This is a genomic window from Telluria sp. ZT3P25 (genome assembly GCF_059685895.1).
The window spans coordinates 973,214-993,221 of sequence record NZ_JCASIJ010000001.1 but is presented as its reverse complement, the minus strand read 5'-3'; the positions used below and the strand labels follow the sequence as shown (position 1 = coordinate 993,221).

The 20,008-nt window shown below is 64.4% G+C and carries 22 protein-coding genes, 1 tRNA gene and 1 riboswitch; of the genes, 11 read left to right on the top strand and 12 right to left on the bottom strand.

From position 1 onward, the window contains the following. Positions 1-8 precede the first annotated feature (8 nt). Positions 9-2,471, top strand: coding sequence for a hybrid sensor histidine kinase/response regulator (locus AC56LY_RS04395; protein WP_499576878.1), 2,463 nt, complete (start codon positions 9-11; stop codon positions 2,469-2,471). On the opposite strand, the gene AC56LY_RS04390 is transcribed toward AC56LY_RS04395, so the two are convergent. From AC56LY_RS04390 to glyA, 9 genes are all read right to left on the bottom strand, one after another. Beyond that, entirely contained in the window at positions 2,432-3,064 is a 633-nt protein-coding gene (locus tag AC56LY_RS04390; protein ID WP_499576876.1) for a riboflavin synthase, read from the bottom strand. The genes AC56LY_RS04395 and AC56LY_RS04390 overlap by 40 nt on opposite strands. Before the next feature lie 6 nt (positions 3,065-3,070). Next, complete coding sequence (gene ribD, locus AC56LY_RS04385) at positions 3,071-4,180, bottom strand: bifunctional diaminohydroxyphosphoribosylaminopyrimidine deaminase/5-amino-6-(5-phosphoribosylamino)uracil reductase RibD (protein WP_499581952.1); 1,110 nt, start codon at positions 4,178-4,180, stop codon at positions 3,071-3,073. A 104-nt stretch (positions 4,181-4,284) separates the two neighbouring features. Further along, entirely contained in the window at positions 4,285-4,854 is a 570-nt protein-coding gene (locus AC56LY_RS04380) for a GspH/FimT family pseudopilin (protein WP_499576873.1), read from the bottom strand. Between the two features lie 23 nt (positions 4,855-4,877). After that, positions 4,878-5,339 carry a type IV pilin protein gene (locus AC56LY_RS04375; RefSeq protein WP_499576871.1) on the bottom strand — a complete coding sequence of 154 codons (462 nt, stop codon included), beginning with the start codon at positions 5,337-5,339 and terminating at the stop codon, positions 4,878-4,880. A gap of 49 nt (positions 5,340-5,388) precedes the next feature. After that, complete coding sequence (locus AC56LY_RS04370; RefSeq protein WP_499576870.1) at positions 5,389-6,012, bottom strand: pilus assembly PilX family protein; 624 nt, start codon at positions 6,010-6,012, stop codon at positions 5,389-5,391. Positions 6,013-6,040: 28 nt separating this feature from the next. Beyond that, positions 6,041-7,120 (bottom strand): PilW family protein, encoded by a 1,080-nt coding sequence (locus AC56LY_RS04365; protein WP_499576868.1) that lies wholly within the window; start codon positions 7,118-7,120, stop codon positions 6,041-6,043. Continuing rightward, positions 7,117-7,644 (bottom strand): type IV pilus modification protein PilV, encoded by a 528-nt coding sequence (gene pilV / locus AC56LY_RS04360; protein ID WP_499576866.1) that lies wholly within the window; start codon positions 7,642-7,644, stop codon positions 7,117-7,119. Before pilV ends, AC56LY_RS04365 begins: the two co-directional genes overlap by 4 nt. Before the next feature lie 103 nt (positions 7,645-7,747). Then, the gene (gene nrdR, locus AC56LY_RS04355) at positions 7,748-8,215 is read right to left on the bottom strand and encodes a transcriptional regulator NrdR (RefSeq protein WP_482898045.1); all 468 of its coding nucleotides are present in this window, start codon (positions 8,213-8,215) and stop codon (positions 7,748-7,750) included. Positions 8,216-8,288: 73 nt separating this feature from the next. Next, positions 8,289-9,536: a serine hydroxymethyltransferase gene (glyA, locus tag AC56LY_RS04350; protein WP_499576864.1), complete on the bottom strand. Its 1,248-nt coding sequence runs from the start codon at positions 9,534-9,536 to the stop codon at positions 8,289-8,291. Between the two features lie 100 nt (positions 9,537-9,636). After that, a riboswitch (ZMP/ZTP riboswitch) is annotated at positions 9,637-9,756 on the bottom strand. 179 nt (positions 9,757-9,935) lie between these two features. Between glyA and AC56LY_RS04345 the strand changes: the two genes are divergently transcribed. From AC56LY_RS04345 to AC56LY_RS04300, 10 genes are all read left to right on the top strand, one after another. Continuing rightward, positions 9,936-10,682, top strand: a complete 747-nt coding sequence (locus AC56LY_RS04345; protein ID WP_499576862.1) for an SDR family oxidoreductase — start codon at positions 9,936-9,938, stop codon at positions 10,680-10,682. Positions 10,683-10,939: 257 nt separating this feature from the next. Then, positions 10,940-11,344 (top strand): tol-pal system-associated acyl-CoA thioesterase, encoded by a 405-nt coding sequence (gene ybgC, locus AC56LY_RS04340; RefSeq protein ID WP_499576860.1) that lies wholly within the window; start codon positions 10,940-10,942, stop codon positions 11,342-11,344. A 23-nt stretch (positions 11,345-11,367) separates the two neighbouring features. Next, positions 11,368-12,051, top strand: coding sequence for a protein TolQ (tolQ, locus tag AC56LY_RS04335; RefSeq protein WP_499576858.1), 684 nt, complete (start codon positions 11,368-11,370; stop codon positions 12,049-12,051). A 16-nt stretch (positions 12,052-12,067) separates the two neighbouring features. Next, the gene (locus AC56LY_RS04330; RefSeq protein ID WP_499576854.1) at positions 12,068-12,499 is read left to right on the top strand and encodes a biopolymer transporter ExbD; all 432 of its coding nucleotides are present in this window, start codon (positions 12,068-12,070) and stop codon (positions 12,497-12,499) included. Positions 12,500-12,523: 24 nt separating this feature from the next. After that, entirely contained in the window at positions 12,524-13,600 is a 1,077-nt protein-coding gene (gene tolA, locus AC56LY_RS04325) for a cell envelope integrity protein TolA (protein ID WP_499576852.1), read from the top strand. Between the two features lie 31 nt (positions 13,601-13,631). Next, positions 13,632-14,903, top strand: coding sequence for a Tol-Pal system beta propeller repeat protein TolB (gene tolB, locus AC56LY_RS04320; protein ID WP_183550507.1), 1,272 nt, complete (start codon positions 13,632-13,634; stop codon positions 14,901-14,903). A 33-nt stretch (positions 14,904-14,936) separates the two neighbouring features. After that, a complete protein-coding gene (gene pal / locus AC56LY_RS04315) occupies positions 14,937-15,464 on the top strand; it encodes a peptidoglycan-associated lipoprotein Pal (protein WP_499576848.1) in 528 nt (175 codons plus the stop codon). 130 nt (positions 15,465-15,594) lie between these two features. Further along, on the top strand, positions 15,595-16,350 hold the full coding sequence (gene ybgF, locus AC56LY_RS04310; protein ID WP_499576847.1) for a tol-pal system protein YbgF: 756 nt from the start codon (positions 15,595-15,597) through the stop codon (positions 16,348-16,350). Between the two features lie 86 nt (positions 16,351-16,436). Further along, a tRNA-Lys gene (locus AC56LY_RS04305) sits at positions 16,437-16,512 on the top strand. Between the two features lie 70 nt (positions 16,513-16,582). Further along, positions 16,583-16,840, top strand: a complete 258-nt coding sequence (locus tag AC56LY_RS04300) for a hypothetical protein (RefSeq protein ID WP_258836033.1) — start codon at positions 16,583-16,585, stop codon at positions 16,838-16,840. Here AC56LY_RS04300 and AC56LY_RS04295 read toward each other — a convergent pair whose 3' ends face one another. The 3 genes from AC56LY_RS04295 to AC56LY_RS04285 are packed head-to-tail and all read right to left on the bottom strand — an operon-like array spanning position 16,841 to position 19,876. Then, positions 16,841-17,650, bottom strand: a complete 810-nt coding sequence (locus tag AC56LY_RS04295; RefSeq protein ID WP_499576846.1) for an ABC transporter ATP-binding protein — start codon at positions 17,648-17,650, stop codon at positions 16,841-16,843. It lies immediately after the preceding gene. Positions 17,651-17,664: 14 nt separating this feature from the next. Next, the gene (gene ntrB / locus AC56LY_RS04290) at positions 17,665-18,567 is read right to left on the bottom strand and encodes a nitrate ABC transporter permease (protein WP_499576844.1); all 903 of its coding nucleotides are present in this window, start codon (positions 18,565-18,567) and stop codon (positions 17,665-17,667) included. A gap of 28 nt (positions 18,568-18,595) precedes the next feature. Beyond that, positions 18,596-19,876 carry a CmpA/NrtA family ABC transporter substrate-binding protein gene (locus AC56LY_RS04285; RefSeq protein ID WP_499576842.1) on the bottom strand — a complete coding sequence of 427 codons (1,281 nt, stop codon included), beginning with the start codon at positions 19,874-19,876 and terminating at the stop codon, positions 18,596-18,598. Positions 19,877-20,008: the final 132 nt, after the last annotated feature.

Here is a 20,008-nt window from a genome sequence, read left to right as displayed (position 1 = left end):
GCACCGGCATGCATTCACCCGACGAGTACCGCGCCGAGATCGACCGCCTGCGCAAGACCACGCGCGACCTGGTGGCCATGACCACCCTGCCAACCGTCTGGGGCGACCTGCCGCCGGAAGGCGTCATCGACAGCCTGGCCGGCGTTCTGTTCAGCACACTCGACCTGGACCTGGTCGCAATCCACCTGCCGGGCAAGGGTGAGATCGAGCCACTGGAAATCATTCGCCTGCGGGGCGACGCCACGGGCAGCATGCTGTCCGCCGCACGCGCGGCGCTCGACGCCGCCCTGCAGCCGGCCGATCTGCATGGCATGCGTCCTGCCACGCTGCACGACGACGCGCCGCTGCAGTTCGGCAGCGCCCGCTTCGGCATCGGCAGCGAGATTGGCGTCGTGCTCATCGGCGCGCGGCGCACCGGCTTTCCGTCCGAGCACGAGCGCCTGCTGCTGGGCGTGGCTGCGAACCAGGCCGCCGCGATCCTGCAGCGCCGCCTGGCCGAACGCGCGCTGGCGCGCAGCGAGTCGCGCTTCCAGGACCTGGCCGATGCCGCGCCGGCCATGCTGTGGGTCACCGAGCCCGATGGCAAGCTCTCGTTCCTGTCACGCGCCTGGCACGAATTCACGGCCCAGGACAAGGGAACGAGCCTGGCGTTCGGCTGGACGGCCGCGGTGCATCCCGATGAGCGCGACGCGGCGCTGCACGCGGTCATCGATGCCAATGCGCGCCGCGTGCCATTCAGCATGGAGCATCGGCTGCGGCATGTCGTCGATGGGTATCGCTGGGTAATCGCGGCCGGACAGCCGCGCTTTGCGGCGAACGGCGACTTCCTGGGGTTTGTCGGTAACGTGCTCGACATCAGCGACCGCAAGCGAACCGAACAGGCTCTGCACGAGACACGCGACACGCTCGTGACGATGTTCGACGCCCTGCCGGTGGGCGTGGCCGTGGCCGGCCAGGACGGCAAGCTGCTGCTGTCAAACCAGGCCATGCACCGCTACCTGCCCACCGGCGTGCTGCCGTCGCTGGACGAGGAGCGCTATCTGCGCTGGACCGCGTTCGATGCCGACGGCAAGCCACTCGAGCGGCATGATTTCGCGGGTGCGCGCGCGTCACGTGGCGAGCGCGTCGTGCCGGGCATCGAAGCGCGTTACCTGGGCGACGATGGCGTCGAGATCTGGACGCAGGTGGCCGCCGTGCCGCTCAAGGGGCGCGACGATGTCATGCGCGGCCACGTGGCGATCGTCACCGACATCGATGCCTTCAAACGCACCGAGGCCGCCCTGCGCCTGGCCGAGGTAAGGCAGCGCGACCTGTTCGACGAAGTGGCCAGGGCGAACCGCAACCTGAGCGAATTTTTGGCCGTGCTGGCGCATGAATTGCGCAATCCGCTGGCCCCGCTGTTGACGGGCCTGGAACTGATGCGTATTGGGGCCAGCGGGGCCAGCGGTGCCGGTGATGCCAACGCCGCCGCCAATGTCCGGGCGATGATGGAGCGCCAGGTGCGGCAACTGGCGCACCTGATCGACGACCTGCTCGACATCGCACGCGTCACCAATGGCAAGGTAGAGATCCGAAAAACCCGCGTCGACCTCAACGCGATCGTGGCCGACGCGGTCGAGACCAGCCTGCCGCTGATCGAACAGAAGCAGCACGCACTCGACCTGCAACTGCACGCTGCACCGCTGCCGGTACAGGCCGACGCCACCCGCATCGCGCAGGTGGTCGGCAACCTGCTGACCAATGCGGCCAAGTACACGCCCCCGGGCGGCGCGATTTCGCTGCACGTGACCCAGGATGGCGCCGACGCCGTCATTACCGTGACCGACAACGGCGTCGGCATCCCGGCCGCGTCGCTGGAATCGGTGTTCGAGATGTTCAGCCAGGTGGGCAGCAACCGGCAACACGCGCAAGGCGGCCTGGGCATCGGCCTGTCGCTGGTACGCCAGCTGATTGCCCTGCACGACGGCGCGGTCAGCGCTTACAGCGATGGCATCGGCAAGGGCAGCACGTTCGTGGTCAGGCTGGCGCTGGACGGGGCAACGGCTGCGGCACCGCTTGAGGAGGTCACCGTGCAGGCCACGCCGGCTGCGCCGGGACTGCGCATTCTCGTCACGGACGACAATGTCGATGCCGCGGTGACGCTGTCGATGCTGCTCGAGATGGAAGGCCACGACGTCACGCTTGCCCATGACGGCCAGCAGGCACTGCAAGTGGCTGCGCAATGCTTGCCGGACGTGGCGTTTCTGGATATCGGCCTGCCGGACATGTCGGGCCACGAGGTGGCACGCCGCCTGCGCCAGATCGCCGGTCTCGAGCGCTGCGCCATTGTCGCCGTGTCCGGCTGGGGCGCGCAGGACGATCTGGCGCGCTCGAGCGCCGCCGGCTTTGACGCGCACTTCACCAAGCCGGTGGCCTCGAGTCGCGTACTCGATTACCTGGCAGTGGTGGCTGCCAGCATGCGCTCGACGTAGCGTGCGATCAGGTCGATCTCGAGATTGACGCGCGAGCCGGCCGCCAGGTGGCGCAGCGTGGTGACCTCGATCGTGTGCGGAATCAGGTTGATCGAGAAGCGGCAGACTTTCTGGCCGCCCTCTTCCAGGTCGTGCACCCGGTTGACGGTCAGCGACACGCCATTGACGACAATGGAACCTTTATAGGCCAGGAACTTGCCCAGCTCGTGCGGCGCATCGATGATCAGTTCGCGCGATTCGCCGACCGGCTCGAAGCTGTGCACGACGCCCAGGCCGTCGACGTGGCCCGACACCAGGTGTCCGCCCAGGCGCTCGGCCAGCGTCAGGGCTTTCTCGAGGTTGACTTCACCGGGCGCGTCCAGGCCCACGGTCTTGTTCAGGCTTTCGCGCGAGACGTCGACGGTGAACGCAGTGGCGCTCTTTTCGGTGACGGTCATGCAGGCGCCATTGATGGCGATCGAGTCGCCCAGGCCCACGTCGGCCAGCGACATTGGGCCGGCATCGATGGCAAGACGCACGCCGGCGTCCAGGCCACCGGCCAGCGGTGCAACGGAAGTGATGGTGCCGACAGCGGCGACGATTCCAGTAAACATACGACGTTATTCCTTGTTGGGGGTAGCAGAGGATGGGGGAGCAGCTTCGGCAAAGCGGGCCAGGATGCGCAGGTCGTCGCCCACGCGCGTGACGTCGTGGAAGCGCAGCTGGCGCCGCTCGGTCAGTTGCGTGAGCGGCGGCAGGTCGAACATGCCCTGCCCCGGACCGATCAGGCTGGGCGCCAGATACACCAGCAGTTCGTCGACGCAGCCTTCGCGCACCAGTGACGCATTGAGCTTGCTGCCCGCTTCGATATGCACTTCGTTGACTTCGCGCCGGCCCAGTTCGCGCATCAAGGCCGGCAGGTCGACCTTGCCGTGGGAGTTCGGCAGGTACAGCACCTCGTGGCCGGCGGCGCGCAGGGCGGCGGCTTTCTCGTCGCCCGGCTGCTCGAGCGCCGCGACGAGCCAGCACGGTTCGCCCTGCAGGATGTGCGCATTGGGATCGATATCGAGGCGGCTGTCGACGATCACGCGACGCGGCTGCATCGGCGTGGCAAGACCGCGCACGGTGAGCTGCGGGTTGTCGGCCTTGACGGTGCCGATGCCGGTGACGATTGCACTGGCGCGCGCACGCCAGGCATGGCCGTCGGCGCGGGCATCGGGGCCGGTGATCCACTGGCTTTCGCCGCCGGCCAGCGCCGTGGCGCCGTCCAGGCTTGCCGCCACCTTGAGGCGCACCCACGGCAGACCGCGCACCATGCGCGAAAAGAAGCCAATGTTCAATTCCTGCGCTTCGCGCGCCATGATCCCGGAACGCACCGCGATGCCGGCTGCTTCCAGCTGCGCCAAGCCACGGCCCGCGACAAGCGGATTGGGATCGACCATCGCCGCCACCACGCGCCCCAGCCCTGCGGCAATCAGCGCCTCCGAGCAAGGCGGCGTGCGGCCGTGGTGGCTGCACGGCTCGAGCGTGACGTAGGCGGTGGCGCCGCGCACATCGTTACCGCGTGCGGCGGCGTCGCGCAGTGCCTGGATTTCGGCGTGCGCCTGCCCGGCAGGCTGGGTGTGGCCGGCACCGATGACAACGTCGTTCTTGACGATCACGCAGCCAATGCGCGGATTGGGCGCCGTGATGAACATGCCGCGCGCAGCCCAGGCCAGCGCCGCGGCCATGCCTTCGGTGTCGTTGAGAATGGGTTGGCTGTCGTGGGTCACGGGGTCTTTCATCGATGCGCTTGGTGCCATGCGCTGGTTTTCAGGCGTGTTTCGGGCTTGCTTCAAGGCGGTGCGGCGGCGCCGTCGCAGCCGGCATCGCGGGCCGGGTTGCACAGGCGCGGGCGGCCAAGCATATTGATTTTAATACGGCGCACCTGACCGCCGTGGAACAGTGACAGCGTGCCCGGCCGCGCTGCGGCGCTGCTGGCCGTGCTGCAACTGCGCCCCGCGCCATTGTAGGCGATGTATTGCGGGGCTGCAGCGCTGGCAAAGGAATAGCCCACCTGTACCCCTTGCGCCAGCGTGGCGCGCACGGCCAGGATGTCGTCGCCCGCGCCTGCCTGGCGATTGTTGTCGCGGTCGACGTAGACGGTCCAGCCGCGCGACCAGTCGATGCCGGCCGCGTCGTTGGCCGTGAGGATGACCGGTTCGTTGCGGGCAATCGCCTGCGAACGGGCCAGCTGGATCGCGCTGTACAAGTCGCTGGCGGCCGCGCGCAGTTCCTGGCCCTGCACGATCCGGTGCAGACCGGGCGCCGCCAGCGCCGCCGTGATGGCCACCATGCCCAGTACCACGGCCAGTTCGGCCAGAGACACACCGCGACAGCGGGCGCGCCGGGTGGATCGGGGCATCGGCGGGTTCACGGCCGACTCTGTCATGGCCAGCAGCGCGGCGATGCGCCGCTGGCGCCCTGTGCACCGGTGCTGTCCAGCGTCAGCGTGCCGCATTCCCGATCGGAAAATGCAGCGTTGACGTTGGCCGTGCCGGGCCGCGCGCGCAGCACGATGCAGGCGGCAATGGGCTGGCCCGGACAGGCGTCGCCGTCGAGCTCATAGGCGCTGGCAGCGGCACTGTTGCCGAGCCAGGTGCGGAACTGGCGCGTGTCGGCAGTGCTGGCGGCGCTGATGGCGATGGAGAACGCCATATAGGTGTGATGCTGGGCGCGGTACTGTTCCTGACGCTGCATCAGGTCGAGCAGCGCCAGCTGGGCCTCGACCCGGCGCGCCTTGACGATCTGGTGGGCATACGACGGATACGCGACCGATGTCAGGATGCCGACGATCGCCAGCACGGCCAGCAGCTCGATCAGTGTGAAACCCTTGCGATGTCGTGTCATGCGTTTTGCTCCTGTTTGCGTCTGTTTGCGCCTGTTTTGCGCTAATGGCTCATTCGGCTGCAGCGGCAACCAGTGCGGACCAGTTGCCGACCTCGCGCCAGCCGGCGCGCCGCCCGCGCGATCCATCGGATGGTTTGCGGTAATAGGCCTGCAGCGCGACCTGGGCGCCGGGCATGCTGCCGGCGCCGTGCGCGGCAATGCGATACAGCTGTCCTTCGCTGGAGGCTGGCATCAGCTCGATCAGGTAACGCGGCAGCGCGAGCGGCAAGCCGCCCTCGCCCGTCGGCAGCGTCGCGCCGGTGAACGTACCGAAGGCGATGGCCGGCCCGTCATCGACGGCCAGCCGGGCCAGTTGCCGGTTGGGATCGGCGTCGTGCGCGCACAGGCCGTTGTACGGCCGGGCACCCAGACATTCACCGATGAACGCATCCACACTGCCGCCCAGGATCGCGTTGGCACGCGCCGAGCCCGGCGCCGCGCCGCCGTCGATATCGTGTTCGGCATCGGTTAAAGCGGCCTCTGCCATGTGCATGGCCAGCACGCGATCGCGTTCGTACGCTGCGCCACGGGTGCTTTGCAACGCGCCGCGCGCCGAGGCAATGCCGGTCATCAGCACCGCCAGCATCAGCACGAGCGCGGTGATCAGCGCTATGCCCGCCTGGCGTCGGGGCATGGAAAAGTGTCGGTTGCACATGCGCGGCTCAAGGTGCGGCCAACGGCGGAGAGATGGGTGGCGCAGCGCGCGGTCCAGTGGGTGGTGATGCGGGTGGTGACGCGGGCGGCGACGCGGGTGGCGCTGTGGGCGGTGCAGCAGGCGGCGCGGCCGAAGGTAAAACGGACAGCGCAATGGGCAACGCAATGACCGCGCCATACACCTTGCGCAGGCGCGCATCGCTGTCGCCGTCAAGATCGGCCGCCGCCAGCCGGACACCCGGATCGGCAGCGGCCAGTGCACCGTCGTACCCCGGCCCGAACAGCCAGTGCACGAGGTTCGCGCCGCTGCCGGCAGCCTGGCGCGGCCCATGCAGCAGCAAGCCCACACGCACGCTCGCGACCCGCTTCCAGTGGCTGCGCGTGCGCAGATCGGCATCACGCTCATCTGGAGTCGACCCGGCCAGCAACAGCGCCGCATCCAGCGCCCGGATCGCGCTGGCGTTGACATAGCGGTTGGGCGCACCATCGCCATCGGTATCGAGCCCGTAGAGCACCTGGAAGCTGTCGACATGCCCTGCCACGGCATCGGACGACCAGTTGCCGGTGCCCCGGTATTTGCAACGCAATTCGGCGTCGCCCTGCGCATTGCGCGCGACATAGAAGATGCTCCACCCTTCCTGATCGCGATGGACCGGAAAGCCGGCGCAATCGAGCGTGCCGCCATCGCCATCCGGTGGCGCACCGGTGCCGGCAAAGCGCAGCGCCAGCACGTCGCTGCCGTTGACCGCAAGTGGTAGCGGGGCCTCGATGCCGGGGCCGGCGTAGGTCAGCGAGGCCGCATCCAGGCCGGCAACCGCGGCCGGGGCTGCCGGGTCAAGCGCCGGATGCGCCGCCCAATCGACGTGCCCCGCCAGGCGCACGGCGCGCGCCAGTGCGTCCAGCGCATAGCGGCCGGCGTCGTCCATCTCGGCCGCGTCGAGCAGCGCCGCGTGCGCCCGCGTGGCGCCGATCAGCAGCGAGCCTGCCGCCAGCAGCACGGCGAGGCCGAGCACCATCGCCACCATGAATTCGGCGATGGTAAAACCCGGCTGGTGCGGGCACGGGCACGGGTGCCGGCCGTGCGTCATTGCGCCACCATCAGCACGAATGCCGGCGCGTCGTTATTGCCGTGCCAGCCGATCTTGATCGCCACCGCCGCCTGCGCGCTGCCGCTGCAGGCCCACCGATAGCGGTGGCTGCCGGCATCCCATGGCGCCGCATCGCGGCACACGGCAATGCGCCCGCCGGGAAAGCGGCCGTGCACAAGCAGGCGCGTCTCATCAAGGTCGAACGCCGCCAGTGCCAGCGGATCGCATGCGGCGGTGCCAAAGCATGTGGGGGCGGCGGCAGGCGGGCCGTCGGCAACGGCGTCATAATCGAGCGCAAGATAGGGATTGCCCGCATCGGGCAGGCGCGCCACGGGCCCATTCGCCGTGATGCGCGCCGCCAGCGAACCCGCCAGCTGGGCCGCTTCGGCCGTCAAGGCCGCCTGCTGGCGCGTACGATCGGCCGTCAGTTGCGCCGCGCCCGCGCCGACAACACCAATGGCGAGCACGAACAGCGCCACCAGCACTTCAATGAGCGTGAAACCGTGGTGTGAATGATTGCGCACGCAAGCCTCCCGATAACGAGCTACGACGTTATCAGGCCGGCTTTACACGCCCGTGCGGCGGCGCAAGCGTAGGCCGCGCCGTTCGGGGAACCTCGGGAAGGGATTAGTTGTCGAGTTTGTGCTGATGCCCGACTTCGGCCAGCGCTGCCTGGAACGAATCCAGGTCTTCGAAATTCTTGTAGACGGACGCGAAGCGGATATACGCGATTTTGTCGAGGCCCTTGAGCTCTTGCATCACGAGCTCGCCCACATGGCCGGTGTCGACTTCACGCAGGCCGCTGGTGAGCAGCTTTTCTTCAATCGAGGCGACGGCCTTGTCGATGGCTTCGGCTGCCACCGGCCGCTTGCGCAGTGCCAGCATCAGACTGCCGCGCAGCTTGGACGAAGCGAACTCGGTGCGGCTGCCATTTTTCTTGACGATAATCGGCATCGACAGTTCGATGCGCTCATACGTGGTAAAGCGCTTGTCGCACTTGCCGCAGCGGCGCCGGCGCCGGATGGCGTCCCCTTCCTCCGATACGCGGGTATCGAGGACTTGTGTATCTTCATGCTGACAAAAGGGACATTTCATGGCGCCGGGGCTGCAAGACTACGTGGGACGACTACCGGGCCGGCGAACCGGCCCGCGAAGGCAGATCAGCAAATCAGGCAGCGTAGACCGGGTACTTGCTGGTCAGCTTCTTGACTTCGCCCTTGACGCGCTCGATGGTCGCGGCGTCGTGCGGGTTATCCAGCACGTCGGCAATCAGGTTGCCCACGGTGACGGCGTCTTCTTCGACAAAGCCACGCGTCGTGAAGGCCGGGCTGCCCAGGCGGATGCCCGACGTGACGAACGGCTTTTGCGGGTCGTTCGGGATGCCGTTCTTGTTGCAGGTCATGTGCGCCTGGCCCAGGATCGCTTCGGCTTCCTTGCCGGTCAGGTTCTTGGCGCGCAGGTCGACCAGCATCACGTGCGATTCGGTGCGACCCGACACGATGCGCAGGCCACGCGCGGTCAGCGTGTCGGCCAGTGCCTTGGCGTTCCTGACGACCTGCTGCTGGTAAGTCTTGAACTCAGGCGTCAGCGCTTCCTTGAACGCGACGGCCTTGCCGGCGATCACGTGCATCAGCGGGCCGCCCTGGATACCAGGGAAGATGGCCGAGTTGATGATCTTCTCGTGCTCGGCCTTCATCAGGATGATGCCGCCGCGCGGGCCGCGCAGCGACTTGTGCGTGGTCGAGGTGACGAAGTCGGCGAACGGCACCGGATTCGGGTACTCGCCTGCAGCGATCAGGCCGGCGTAGTGGGCCATGTCGACCATGAAGTAGGCACCGACCGCCTTGGCGACCTTGGCGATGCGCTCGAAATCGATCTTCAGCGAGAACGCCGACGCGCCGGCGATGATCATTTTCGGCTTGTGCTCGTGCGCCTGGCGCTCGAGGGCCTCGTAGTCGATGTCTTCGTCAGCCGTCAGGCCGTACGAGACGACGTTGAACCACTTGCCCGACATGTTCAGTGGCATGCCGTGGGTCAGGTGACCGCCTTCGGCCAGCGACATGCCCATGATCGTGTCGCCCGGCTTGAGGACGGCGAAGAACACGCCCTGGTTCGCTTGCGAACCCGAGTTCGGCTGCACGTTGGCGGCTTCGGCGCCAAACAATTGCTTCAGGCGGTCAATCGCCAGTTGCTCGACGACGTCAACGTATTCGCAGCCGCCGTAGTAGCGCTTGCCCGGATAACCTTCGGCATACTTGTTGGTCAGTTGCGAGCCCTGCGCTTCCATGACGGCTGGCGAGGTGTAGTTTTCGGACGCGATCAGTTCGATGTGGTCTTGCTGACGAACGTTTTCCTTCTGAATGGCATTCCACAGATCCGGATCGACATTGGCCAGCGTATGGTCTTTAGCAAACATGTAAAACTCCAATCGGTAGTAATCCAGGCAACGAGCGGCGCTGTGTGCGGATGCGGGAGCCAATAGGGCGCGGGCAGCCGCGATCGAACGCGTACCGGTTGATGGCTGCCCAGGCGAACGGCGTATGGCGTCTCACGTTCCCCGGTGGGTGCCCACCTTTGCCGCGCCGCGCACCATTCGGTGGCGCTGGTGCGGTGTTTCGCCAGTTACGTGAGACGTAAAGTCCGCAAATTGTACTGAACTCCCCATTGAAGGGCAAGGAAAGCGGGGAATGGACGGCCCGCCACGCGCCGGTGGTCATTTCGGCTACAATTTTGCGCTGCTGCTTCTACGACTGCTTTTACTACTACTGCTTCTGCCCGCCTACCACTCACGCATCGCTTCCTTCAAGGATTCATCATGATCGTCCTCATCACCGGCGCATCGGCCGGCTTCGGCGCCGAAATGGCGCGCACCTTCGTTTCGAACGGCCACCGCGTGATCCTGGCAGCCCGCCGTACCGATCGCATCGCCGATCTGGCCGCCGAGCTCGGCAACTCAGCCCTGCCGGTAACGCTGGACGTCACCAGCCGCACGTCGATCGAGACGGCGCTGGCCGGCCTACCGGCCGAGTGGAAACAGATCGATGTGCTGATCAACAATGCCGGCCTGGCCCTCAACACGGTGCCGGCGCACGAAGTGCCATTGGAAGACTGGGAAACCATGATCGCCACCAATTGCAAGGGACTGGTGACGATGACCCGTCTCGTTCTTCCCGACATGGTCGCGCGCGGCAGCGGACTGGTGATCAATATCGGCTCGACCGCCGGCCACTATCCTTACCCGGGCGGTAATGTGTACGGCGCCACCAAGGCGTTTGTCGAACAGTTCACGCTCAATCTGCGCGCCGACCTCGTCGGTACGGGCGTGCGCGCCACCAATCTGGCGCCAGGCCTGTCCGGCGGCACGGAATTCTCGAACGTACGCTTCAAGGGCGACGATTCGGCCGCCGCCAAGGTGTATGAAGGCACGACGCCACTGAGCGCGAAAGACATTGCCGACACCGCCTACTGGATCGCGACGCTGCCACCGCACGTGAATGTGAACAGCATCGAACTGATGCCGACCTGCCAGGGCTTCTCGCCGTTCACGATCAAGCGCGCCTGACGTCGCGCTGGCCTGCGCGGGCCACCCGCGCAGGCATCGAGCAGGCTTCAAGCAGGGCAACCAGAAACGCGCTCGCCATTTGTGAGAAAATGTTACAGTGATTGGTCTTTTTGCTACGTATCAAGTCTACTACCGCCCAAAAGCACGGTTTCGTGCGAGGGCTACGTAAGTAATTTCCGCGCTAATGTTCTTTAACAGACATGTCGAGAAGGAAACTCGCGTAGAATATTTCTCATTTTCATGTATCGGCAGTAACAATGTCTTCAGTTTTTAACTGGCCAGTCAGGGTGTATTACGAAGATACCGACGCCGGCGGCATTGTTTTCTATGCCAACTACCTGAAATTCTTTGAACGTGCCCGTACCGAATGGCTGCGCGCACTTGGCGTACAACAGCAAGCTCTGCTCGATGCAGACAACACCGCCTTTGTCGTCAAGACCGTGACCCTCGACTACCACGCGGCGGCGCGTCTCGATGACGAGCTGACGATACAGACCAGTGTTGCCAAACTGGGCCGCGCATCGGTCCAGTTCCTGCAGCAGGCCTGGTGCGGTGACACCCTGCTCAATACGGCCAGCGTGACCGTGTGTTGTGTCGATATTGCCACAATGCGCCCGCGCCCCTTGCCTGACCACGTGGCTGCTAAAATGCGTGCCGCCTGAATCCATCCCTAGATAATTCGCCCATGACCGTCACCCCAGACCTTTCATTCGTCGCCCTGATCGGCAATGCCCACGTGCTGGTGCAATTGATTATGGCCTTGCTGTTGCTGCTGTCGATCGTGAGCTGGACGTACATCTTCCGCAAGGTGTTCGCGATCCGCGCCGCACGTGCGCAGACCGAGCAGTTCGAGCGCAGCTTCTGGGCCGGTGGCAATCTGCACACACTGCACCAGAGCGCCAGCAGCCAGCGCGACCAGAGCGGCGCCCTGGCCCGCATCTTCGAGTCCGGCATGGGTGAATTCATCAAGGGCAAGCAAGCGTCGCGCGAAACGCTCGACATGAATTCGGTGCTCGACGGCGCACGTCGCGCCATGCGCGCATCGTTCCAGCGTGAACTCGATGCCCTTGAATCGCACCTGAACTTTTTGGCGTCAGTCGGCTCGGTCTCGCCGTACATTGGCCTGCTGGGTACCGTCTGGGGCATCATGAACGCGTTTCGCGGCCTGGCCAGTGTCGAGCAAGCCACGCTGGCGATCGTCGCCCCAGGCATTGCCGAAGCACTGATCGCCACCGCGATCGGCCTGTTTGCTGCAATCCCGGCCGTGGTGGCGTACAACCGCTTCACCCACGATATCGACCGCCTGGGCAACCGCTTCGAGAGCTTCGTCGAAGAATTCTCGAACATTCTCCAGCGCCAGTCGCGCTGATTGGGGGAGACTGTTCATGGCCTTTTCCAGCAGCATGCGCGGTGGACGTCGCCGCAAGCTCAAATCCGAAATCAACGTCGTGCCCTACATCGACGTGATGCTGGTGCTGCTCATTATTTTCATGGCAGTGCCGGCCAACCAGGCGCCAAGTGTGGTCAACCTGCCGCGCGCCGAGAAGTCGGCGCTGCCGCCGGACACCTATATCCAGGTGTCGATCGAGCCCGAAAATCGCCTGTCGATCGGCGTGCAGGGCAAGGGGCGCGTGGCCCAGGAAGATGTGGCCGACCGCTCTGCCCTGCTGCAGCGCCTGCGCGCGCTGCATGAAGAACATCCCGATTATCCGGTGCTGATCGCGGGCGACCGCGAGAGCAAGTACGACGACGTCATCCAACTGATCTCGGAAGCCAAGAAGATGGGTATCAACCGGGTTGGCCTGGCCACCCAGTGATGTCGATGCATTGATGCCTAGAATATGCCCGAAATAAAGCCAGACAACGCCGGCGTGCCGTACCACGTGCCGCCCGAACCGAGCCGACTGCCATCGTTCCTGCTGGCAGTGGCCGTGCACGCCGCGTTGCTGGCGTTTCTGTGGATCGGCGTGAGCTGGACGGCCAAGACGCCGATCACTGTCGAGGCCGAAGTATGGGACATGTCGGTGCAGACGGCTGCCGCGCCCGAGTTGCCGCTCGAGCCTGCTCCGGAGCCCGAGCCAACGCCTGAACCGGAACCAGCACCCGAGCCGACGCCGGAACCCGTGCGCACGCCACCACCGCCGCCACCGCCACCGGTGGTCGAGGAGCCGGCCCCGAAGCCGGCACCGGACATCGCATTGCAGCGCGAGAAAGAACGCAAGGCCGAGGAAGCGAAGAAAAAGGCGCTGGCCGAGAAGCGCGACGCGGAAAAACGCGAGCGTGAAGAAAAGCTGGCCGAGCAAAAGAAGAAGGACGAGGCCGAGCGCAAGCAGAAAGAGAAAGAAAAAGAGCTGCTCGCCAAGAAGGAAGCGGACGAGAAGAAGAAAGAAGCCGAGAAAGAAGCCGACAAGAAAGCAGCAGCGCTGGCCGCGGCGGAGAAGAAAAAAGAAGCAGACGAGAAAAAGAAAGCTGATCAGTTGGCGGCGGCTGCCGACAAGAAGAAAGCGGACGCTGCCAAGGCCAAGGCGGCCGCTGCCGAAGACGCCAAGCTCGCGAAATTCCGGGCCGATGAGCTCAAGCGGATGAGCGGCGCCATGGGCAGCGGCGGCAGCGCTGCAAAGTCGACGGGGCCGAAATCGGACGGCGGTTATATCGCTGCGATCACGGCGGCCATCAAGAGCAGCACGGCTTACCCGGGCAACACCGATGTATCGGGCAATCCACGCGCCACGTTCCGCGTCGAGCAGTTGCCGACCGGTGAAATCATGTCGGTTCGGTTGGTGAAAAGCAGCGGTGTGCCAGAATTTGACAGGGCAGTGGAAAATGGTATCAAGAAAGCATCGCCACTGCCCAAAAAGAAGGACGGGACCGTGGAGCGTACGCTTGACGTGAATTTCTCGATGCGCGATTACGATTGATTCGGTTCGAACCAGTTTTACAAGAGAAACTATGAAAAAAATCCATTTCCTGCTGTTTAGCGCTTCCCTTGCCATGGGATCGGCAGCCAATGCGCAGCTGCAAATCGAAATCGCCGGTGTTGGCAGCAACCAGATCCCGGTCGCCATTGCGGCCTTCGCCGACGAATCCGTCGCACCCGATAAAGTCTCGGCCGTCATCCGCGCCGACCTCGAGCGCAGTGGCGTGTTCAAGGTCATCGACGCCGGCCAGGTCATCAGCGACCGCGACGCCGGCAGCATCAACCTGGCCGCCTTCAAGGCCAGCGGCGCCGACGCGCTCGTGGTCGGCAGCGTCTCCAAGCAACCCGACGGCCGTTTTGCCATCCGCTACAAGCTGATGGACACGGTCAAGGGCGGCGAAATCTCGCAGATGGGCGGCGAAGTCCAGCCCCGCTACACGCGCCTGCAGGCGCACCGCATCGCCGACGACGTCTATGAAAAGCTGACCGGTGTGCGCGGCATCTTCTCGACCCGCATCGCCTACGTGAAGGCCGACAGCGGCGCCAAGCGCTATGTGCTGGCCGTGTCGGACGCCGACGGCGAGAACGAAGTCATCGCCACCCAGGGCAAGGAGCCGATCATTTCGCCATCCTGGTCGCCGGACGGCTCGAAAGTCGCCTACGTCTCGATGGAAGACCGCAAGCCGGTCGTGTATCTGCAAGACCTGATGACGGGTCGCCGCAACGTGATCTCGAACCAGAAGGGCAACAACTCGGCGCCATCGTGGTCGCCGGACGGCTCGACGCTGGCCGTGGCCCTGTCGAAGGACGGGAACACCGAAATCTACTCGGTCAATTCGGGCGGTACCGGCCACAAGCGCCTGACCAACAACCCGGCGATCGATACCGAGCCACAGTTCTCGGCCGACGGCCGGACCATTTATTTCACGAGCGACCGCAGCGGCGGCCCGCAAATCTACAAGATGAGCGCAGCCGGTGGCAACGCCACCCGCGTGACGTTCAATGGCAGCTACAACATCAGCCCACGCGTGTCGTCCGACGGCAAGACGCTGGCCTGGATTTCGCAGCGCGGCGGCGCTTACTCCTTATATGCGATGGACCTGGCCAGCGGCCAGGAACTGCGCCTGGCCGATGGGGCCACCGAACCGAGTTTTTCGCCTAACGGCAAGTACATCATGTATGCAACCAAGGGTGGCGGTCGCACCTCGCTGGCCGTGGTGTCTGTGGATGGACGAGTCAAGCAACGCTTGACGACCAAAGCGGGAAACATTCGGGAGCCCAGCTGGGGTCCCTTCATGAAGTAAGAAGTAAAACCTCACCATAACAGGAGAAAATCCATGCGCAACTTCAAGAGTGTAGCTTTCATCGTTTCCACCGCAGCCCTGCTGGCCGCTTGCTCGTCGGCAACCAAGCTGAACGAAACCCCGGTCGTCGAGAAATCGCCAACGCCAGCAGCGCCAGCTGCTGCCGATCCACGTGACATCAACCCGGTCCAGACCGGCAGCGTCGATCCACTGAACGACCCACAAGGTGTTCTGGCCAAGCGCAGCATCTACTTCGACTACGACAGCTTCGTCGTGCGTGCTGATGGCCAGCCAGTGGTCCAGAACCACTCGGCTTTCCTGACCAAGAACACGTCGCGTAAAGTCCTGATCCAGGGCAATACCGATGAACGCGGCGGCACCGAGTACAACCTGGCCCTGGGCCAGAAGCGTGCTGAAGCCGTCCGTCGTTCGATGGCGTCGCTGGGCGTGTCGGAAGGCCAGATCGAAGCCGTGTCGCTGGGTGAAGAAAAGCCAAAAGCCACTGGCAGCAACGAAGAATCGTGGGCTGAAAACCGCCGCGCAGACATCGTCTATCAATAATCGATTCGGCTGAATAAGCCGGACAGGTTCGATTGACAGGGGGCGGGACGCAGTGCAGACTGCTACCCGCCCCTTGTTTTATCTCAGCAACCGCCGAAGTCACCGGCTTAGTAGAAAGAACACAACGCTTATGCTCAAACTGTCCAAGTCCCGCCTCGCATGCCTCGTTCTCGCCCTGTCGATGCCGCTGCACGCCGTCGCCGGCCCGTTCGACGACGAAGAAGCGCGCAAGGCCATCCTGGACCTGCGCACCAAGGTCGACAACATCACGCGCGACCTGACCGCACGTATCGACAGTAAATCGGACAAGACGGTGCAGATCGAGATGCTCAACCAGCACGAGCAGACGATGCAGGAAATCGCCCGCCTGCGTGGCCAGATCGAAGTGCTGGCCAATGAGGTCGCCAAGGCCCAGAACAGCCAGAAGCAGCTGTACGCCGACCTCGACGCGCGCCTGAAAAAAGTCGAGCCGCGCGCGGAAGTGATCGACGGCCAGGCCGCTGAAGTGCTGCCAACCGAAAAGACCGCATACGAAGCCGCCACCGCCCAGTTCCAGGCCGGCGACTACAAGGGCGCCTCGGTCGCGCTGCAGGAATTCGTCCGCCAGTACCCGCAGTCGCCGTACGCTTCGAATGCGCAGTACTGGCTCGGCAACACCTTCTACGCGCTGGGCGACTACAAGAAGGCCATCGCAGCGCAGCAGGTCGTCACCACCACCTACGCCACGAGCCCGAAGGTGCCGGACGCGATGCTCAATATCGCCAGCAGCTACGCCCTGCTCAAGGACAACAAGAACGCGAAGAAGTCGCTCCAGACGCTGGTGGCGAAGTACCCGGATTCGAGCGCCGCGCAGACTGCGCGCGATCGCCTGGCGTCGCTGAAGTAAGCCGTCGGGCACGCGACACACGTGAGCCACACACCGGGCGCGGCATTTGACAGCACCCGTGTCGCCCCCTATAATCTTGCTTCTTCGGGTCGTTAGCTCAGCTGGTAGAGCAGCGGACTTTTAATCCGTTGGTCGCAGGTTCGAATCCCGCACGGCCTACCAAAGATTCAGCAAAAAAGCCAACCTTCGGGTTGGCTTTTTTGTATTCCGCTCACATTAGGATGATCGCACCATGACTTATGAAGATTTTCTCGACGAGGTGACCACGCTCCTCACGGAGATGTATGACCTCACCGACGAAGCGGCGATCAAGCTGGTGGTCGACGCGCAAGCCAACGATTACTTCGTCGCTCACGACGACAAGGAAGAACTGCGCACCGCCGAGCAAGCCAAGCTGGATGCCACCGCGCTCCACGAAGGCAAGCAGAACCGCAACCAGACGCAGCGCAAGCAGCAGCAGCGTCAGGTGCAGAAGAAAAAAGCCACGTAATCAGGCTGCCACGGCCGGATTCGCCTGCTTGCGGTACAAGAACTCCAGCACCTGCCGGCGATGCTCGGTATAGCGCGCATCCTGCGCCAGCGCTACCCGGTCGCGCGGCCGCTCGAGTTCCACGGCGACGATCTCGCCGATCGTCGCTGCCGGGCCGTTGGTCAGCATGACGATCCGGTCCGACAACAGCACCGCCTCGTCCACATCGTGCGTCACCATCACCACCGTGGATTTCGTGGCCGCCACGATCTTGAGCAGCTCGTCCTGCAAATGCGCCCGCGTGAGCGCATCGAGTGCGCCGAACGGCTCGTCCATCAGCAGCACCTTCGGCTGCATCGCCAGCGCCCGCGCGATGCCGACGCGCTGCTTCATGCCACCCGAGATCTCATGCGGCCGCTTGGTCTCGGCGCTCGTCAAGCCCACCAGCGCCAGCGCTTCCATCGTCCGCTCACGCAACTGCGCACGGGATTCAGCCCCGCCAAACACCCGCTCGACACCCAGGTGGATGTTCTCGTAGCACGTCAGCCACGGCAGCAACGAGTGATTCTGGAACACCACCGCGCGCTCCGGTGACGGCCCGCCAATCTCGCGGCCGGCGCAGATCAGCAGGCCTGCCGTCGGTTTGAGTAGTCCGGCGACCAGGTTCAGCAGCGTCGACTTGCCGCAGCCCGAGTGGCCGATCAGCGTGATGAATTCGCCCTTGCTGACCGTCAGGTCGATCCCCTGCAACGCCGGAAACACGCCCTTCTTCGTATGAAACGCCATCTCGACGCCGGTGATGTCGATGAATTTCTTTTGCAGTTCGTCCATGATCGAAACCCTTTTTAGTTAGCCACTTGTTCGTGGGTCAGTGCGCGTGCCAGCGATACCAACGCCAGTTCGAGCAGCAGGCCGACCACGCCGATGATGGCAATCGCGATGATGATGTGCGCCACGTTCAGGTTGTTCCACTCGTCCCATACCCAGAAGCCGATGCCCACACCGCCGGTCAGCATTTCCGCCGCGACGATGACGAGCCACGCGGTGCCGATTGCCAGACGCACGCCGGTCAGGATGTACGGCAGTGCCGATGGCAGCAGGATCTTGGTGAGGATCTTCCATTCCGACAGGTTCAGCACGCGCGCCACGTTCATGTAGTCCTGCGGCACGCGCTGCACGCCGACGGCCGTGTTGATGATCATTGGCCAGATCGAGCAGATGAAGATCGACCAGATCGCCGCCGGGTCGGCCGACTTGAAGACCAGCAGGCCAATCGGCAGCCAGGCCAGCGGCGAGACCGGCTTGAGCAGGCTGATGATCGGGCCGAACATGCGGCTGACAAATTGCACGCGCCCGATCACGAAGCCCAGCGGAATCCCGATCAGCGCCGCCAGGCCGAAGCCGATCGCCACGCGCTGCAGCGACGCCAGCACGTTCCAGCCGATGCCCTGATCGTTGGGGCTGTTGCGGTAGAACGGGTCGGCGAACAGTTCGAGCGCTGCCTGCCACGTGACCAGCGGCGACGGAAACGCCTCGTTCTGCGCGGCGATCACCTGCCAGACCAGCAGCACGAGCGCGATGCCGGTCAGTGGCGGTGCCACGCGCCGGACCGCCGTGGCAAACGGCTGCGCGCGACGTGCAGCGAGGGCGGCGGCCGGCTTGCGCGGCGGGACCGTGCGCGCCGGGCCGCTGACGGCCACCGGCACTGGCGCCGGCTCGTTGGGAACGGATTTCAACAGGGCATTCATGACGGCTCCTCGCAGTACGGGTGAATGGTCAAGCCTTGACCTTGAACGACGCGGCATACGCCTGGGGGTTCTTGCCGTCCCACACGGTGCCGTCCATCAGCTTCGATGTGCGCAGCAAGCCCGCCGGGACCGGCGTCTTGGTCATCGTCGCCGCATCCTTGTACAACTGCACCTGGTTGACCGCCGTGGCCACCGCCAGGTAATCCGGATCGGTCTTGAGCAGGCCCCAGCGGCGGTGCTGCGTCATGAACCACATGCCGTCGGACAGGTACGGGAAGTTGACCAGGCCATCGTTGTAGAACTTCATGTGGTTCGCGTCGTCCCAGGTCTTGCCCATGCCGTTCTGGTAGCGGCCCATGATGCGCTGGTCGATCGCATCCTTGCTGGTGTTGACATACGACTTGGCGGCGATCACTTCGGCCATCTTGTTCTTGTTGGCCAGCGACGCATCGATCCACTTGCCTGCCTCCAGAATGGCGGCCATCATCGCGCGGCAGGTGTTCGGATTGGCTTTCGCGAACGCCAGCGTCGAGCCCAGCACTTTCTCGGGGTGGTCGCGCCAGATGTCCTGGGTCGTCGTGGCCGTGATGCCGATGCCGTCCATGATGGCACGGTGGCCCCACGGCTCGCCGACGCAGAAGCCGTCCATGTTCCCGATGCGCATATTGGCCACCATCTGCGGCGGCGGCACGGTGATGACCTTGGCATCCTTCATCGGATTGATGCCGTTGGCGGCGAGCCAGTAGTACAGCCACATCGCGTGGGTGCCGGTCGGGAACGTTTGCGCGAACGTGTAGTCGCGCTTTTCGGTGCGCATCAGTTTGGCCAGCGAGGCGCCGTCGACCGCGCCCTTGGTGGCCAGTTGCTTGGACAGCGTGATGGCCTGGCCGTTGTTGTTCAGCCCCATCAGCACGGCCATGTCCTTCTTCTGGCCACCAATGCCCATCTGCACGCCGTACAGCAGGCCATACAGCACGTGGGCGGCATCCAGGTCACCATTGGCGAGCTTGTCGCGCACGCCGGCCCATGAGGCCTCTTTGCTCAGCACAAACTTGACGCCGTATTTCTTGTCGAAGCCCAGCACCGACGCCATCACGACCGATGCGCAATCGGTCAACGGAATGAAGCCGATCCTGATCTCGGTCTTTTCGGGCTTGTCCGATCCCGCTGCCCATGCCCCGCCCCCGCCCAGCCCCAAGAGGCCACCGGCTGCTGCCAGCGAGGCACCCTGAATGATGTTCCTGCGCGTCCCGTCGACGTTCGTGCCGGTGGACGAATTGCCCTGCGCTTGACGCTGTTGATTTTCCATCGCAAATCCCAAAAAGTGATCAGGCAAAAAAAAAACGGCTACCCCACATGAACGTGTTCATGCATTGGTAGACGTCGTTGTCCGGGGAGGCGGGCCAGCGTTGGCATGCACCTCGTGCGCTCCGTTGCGCAT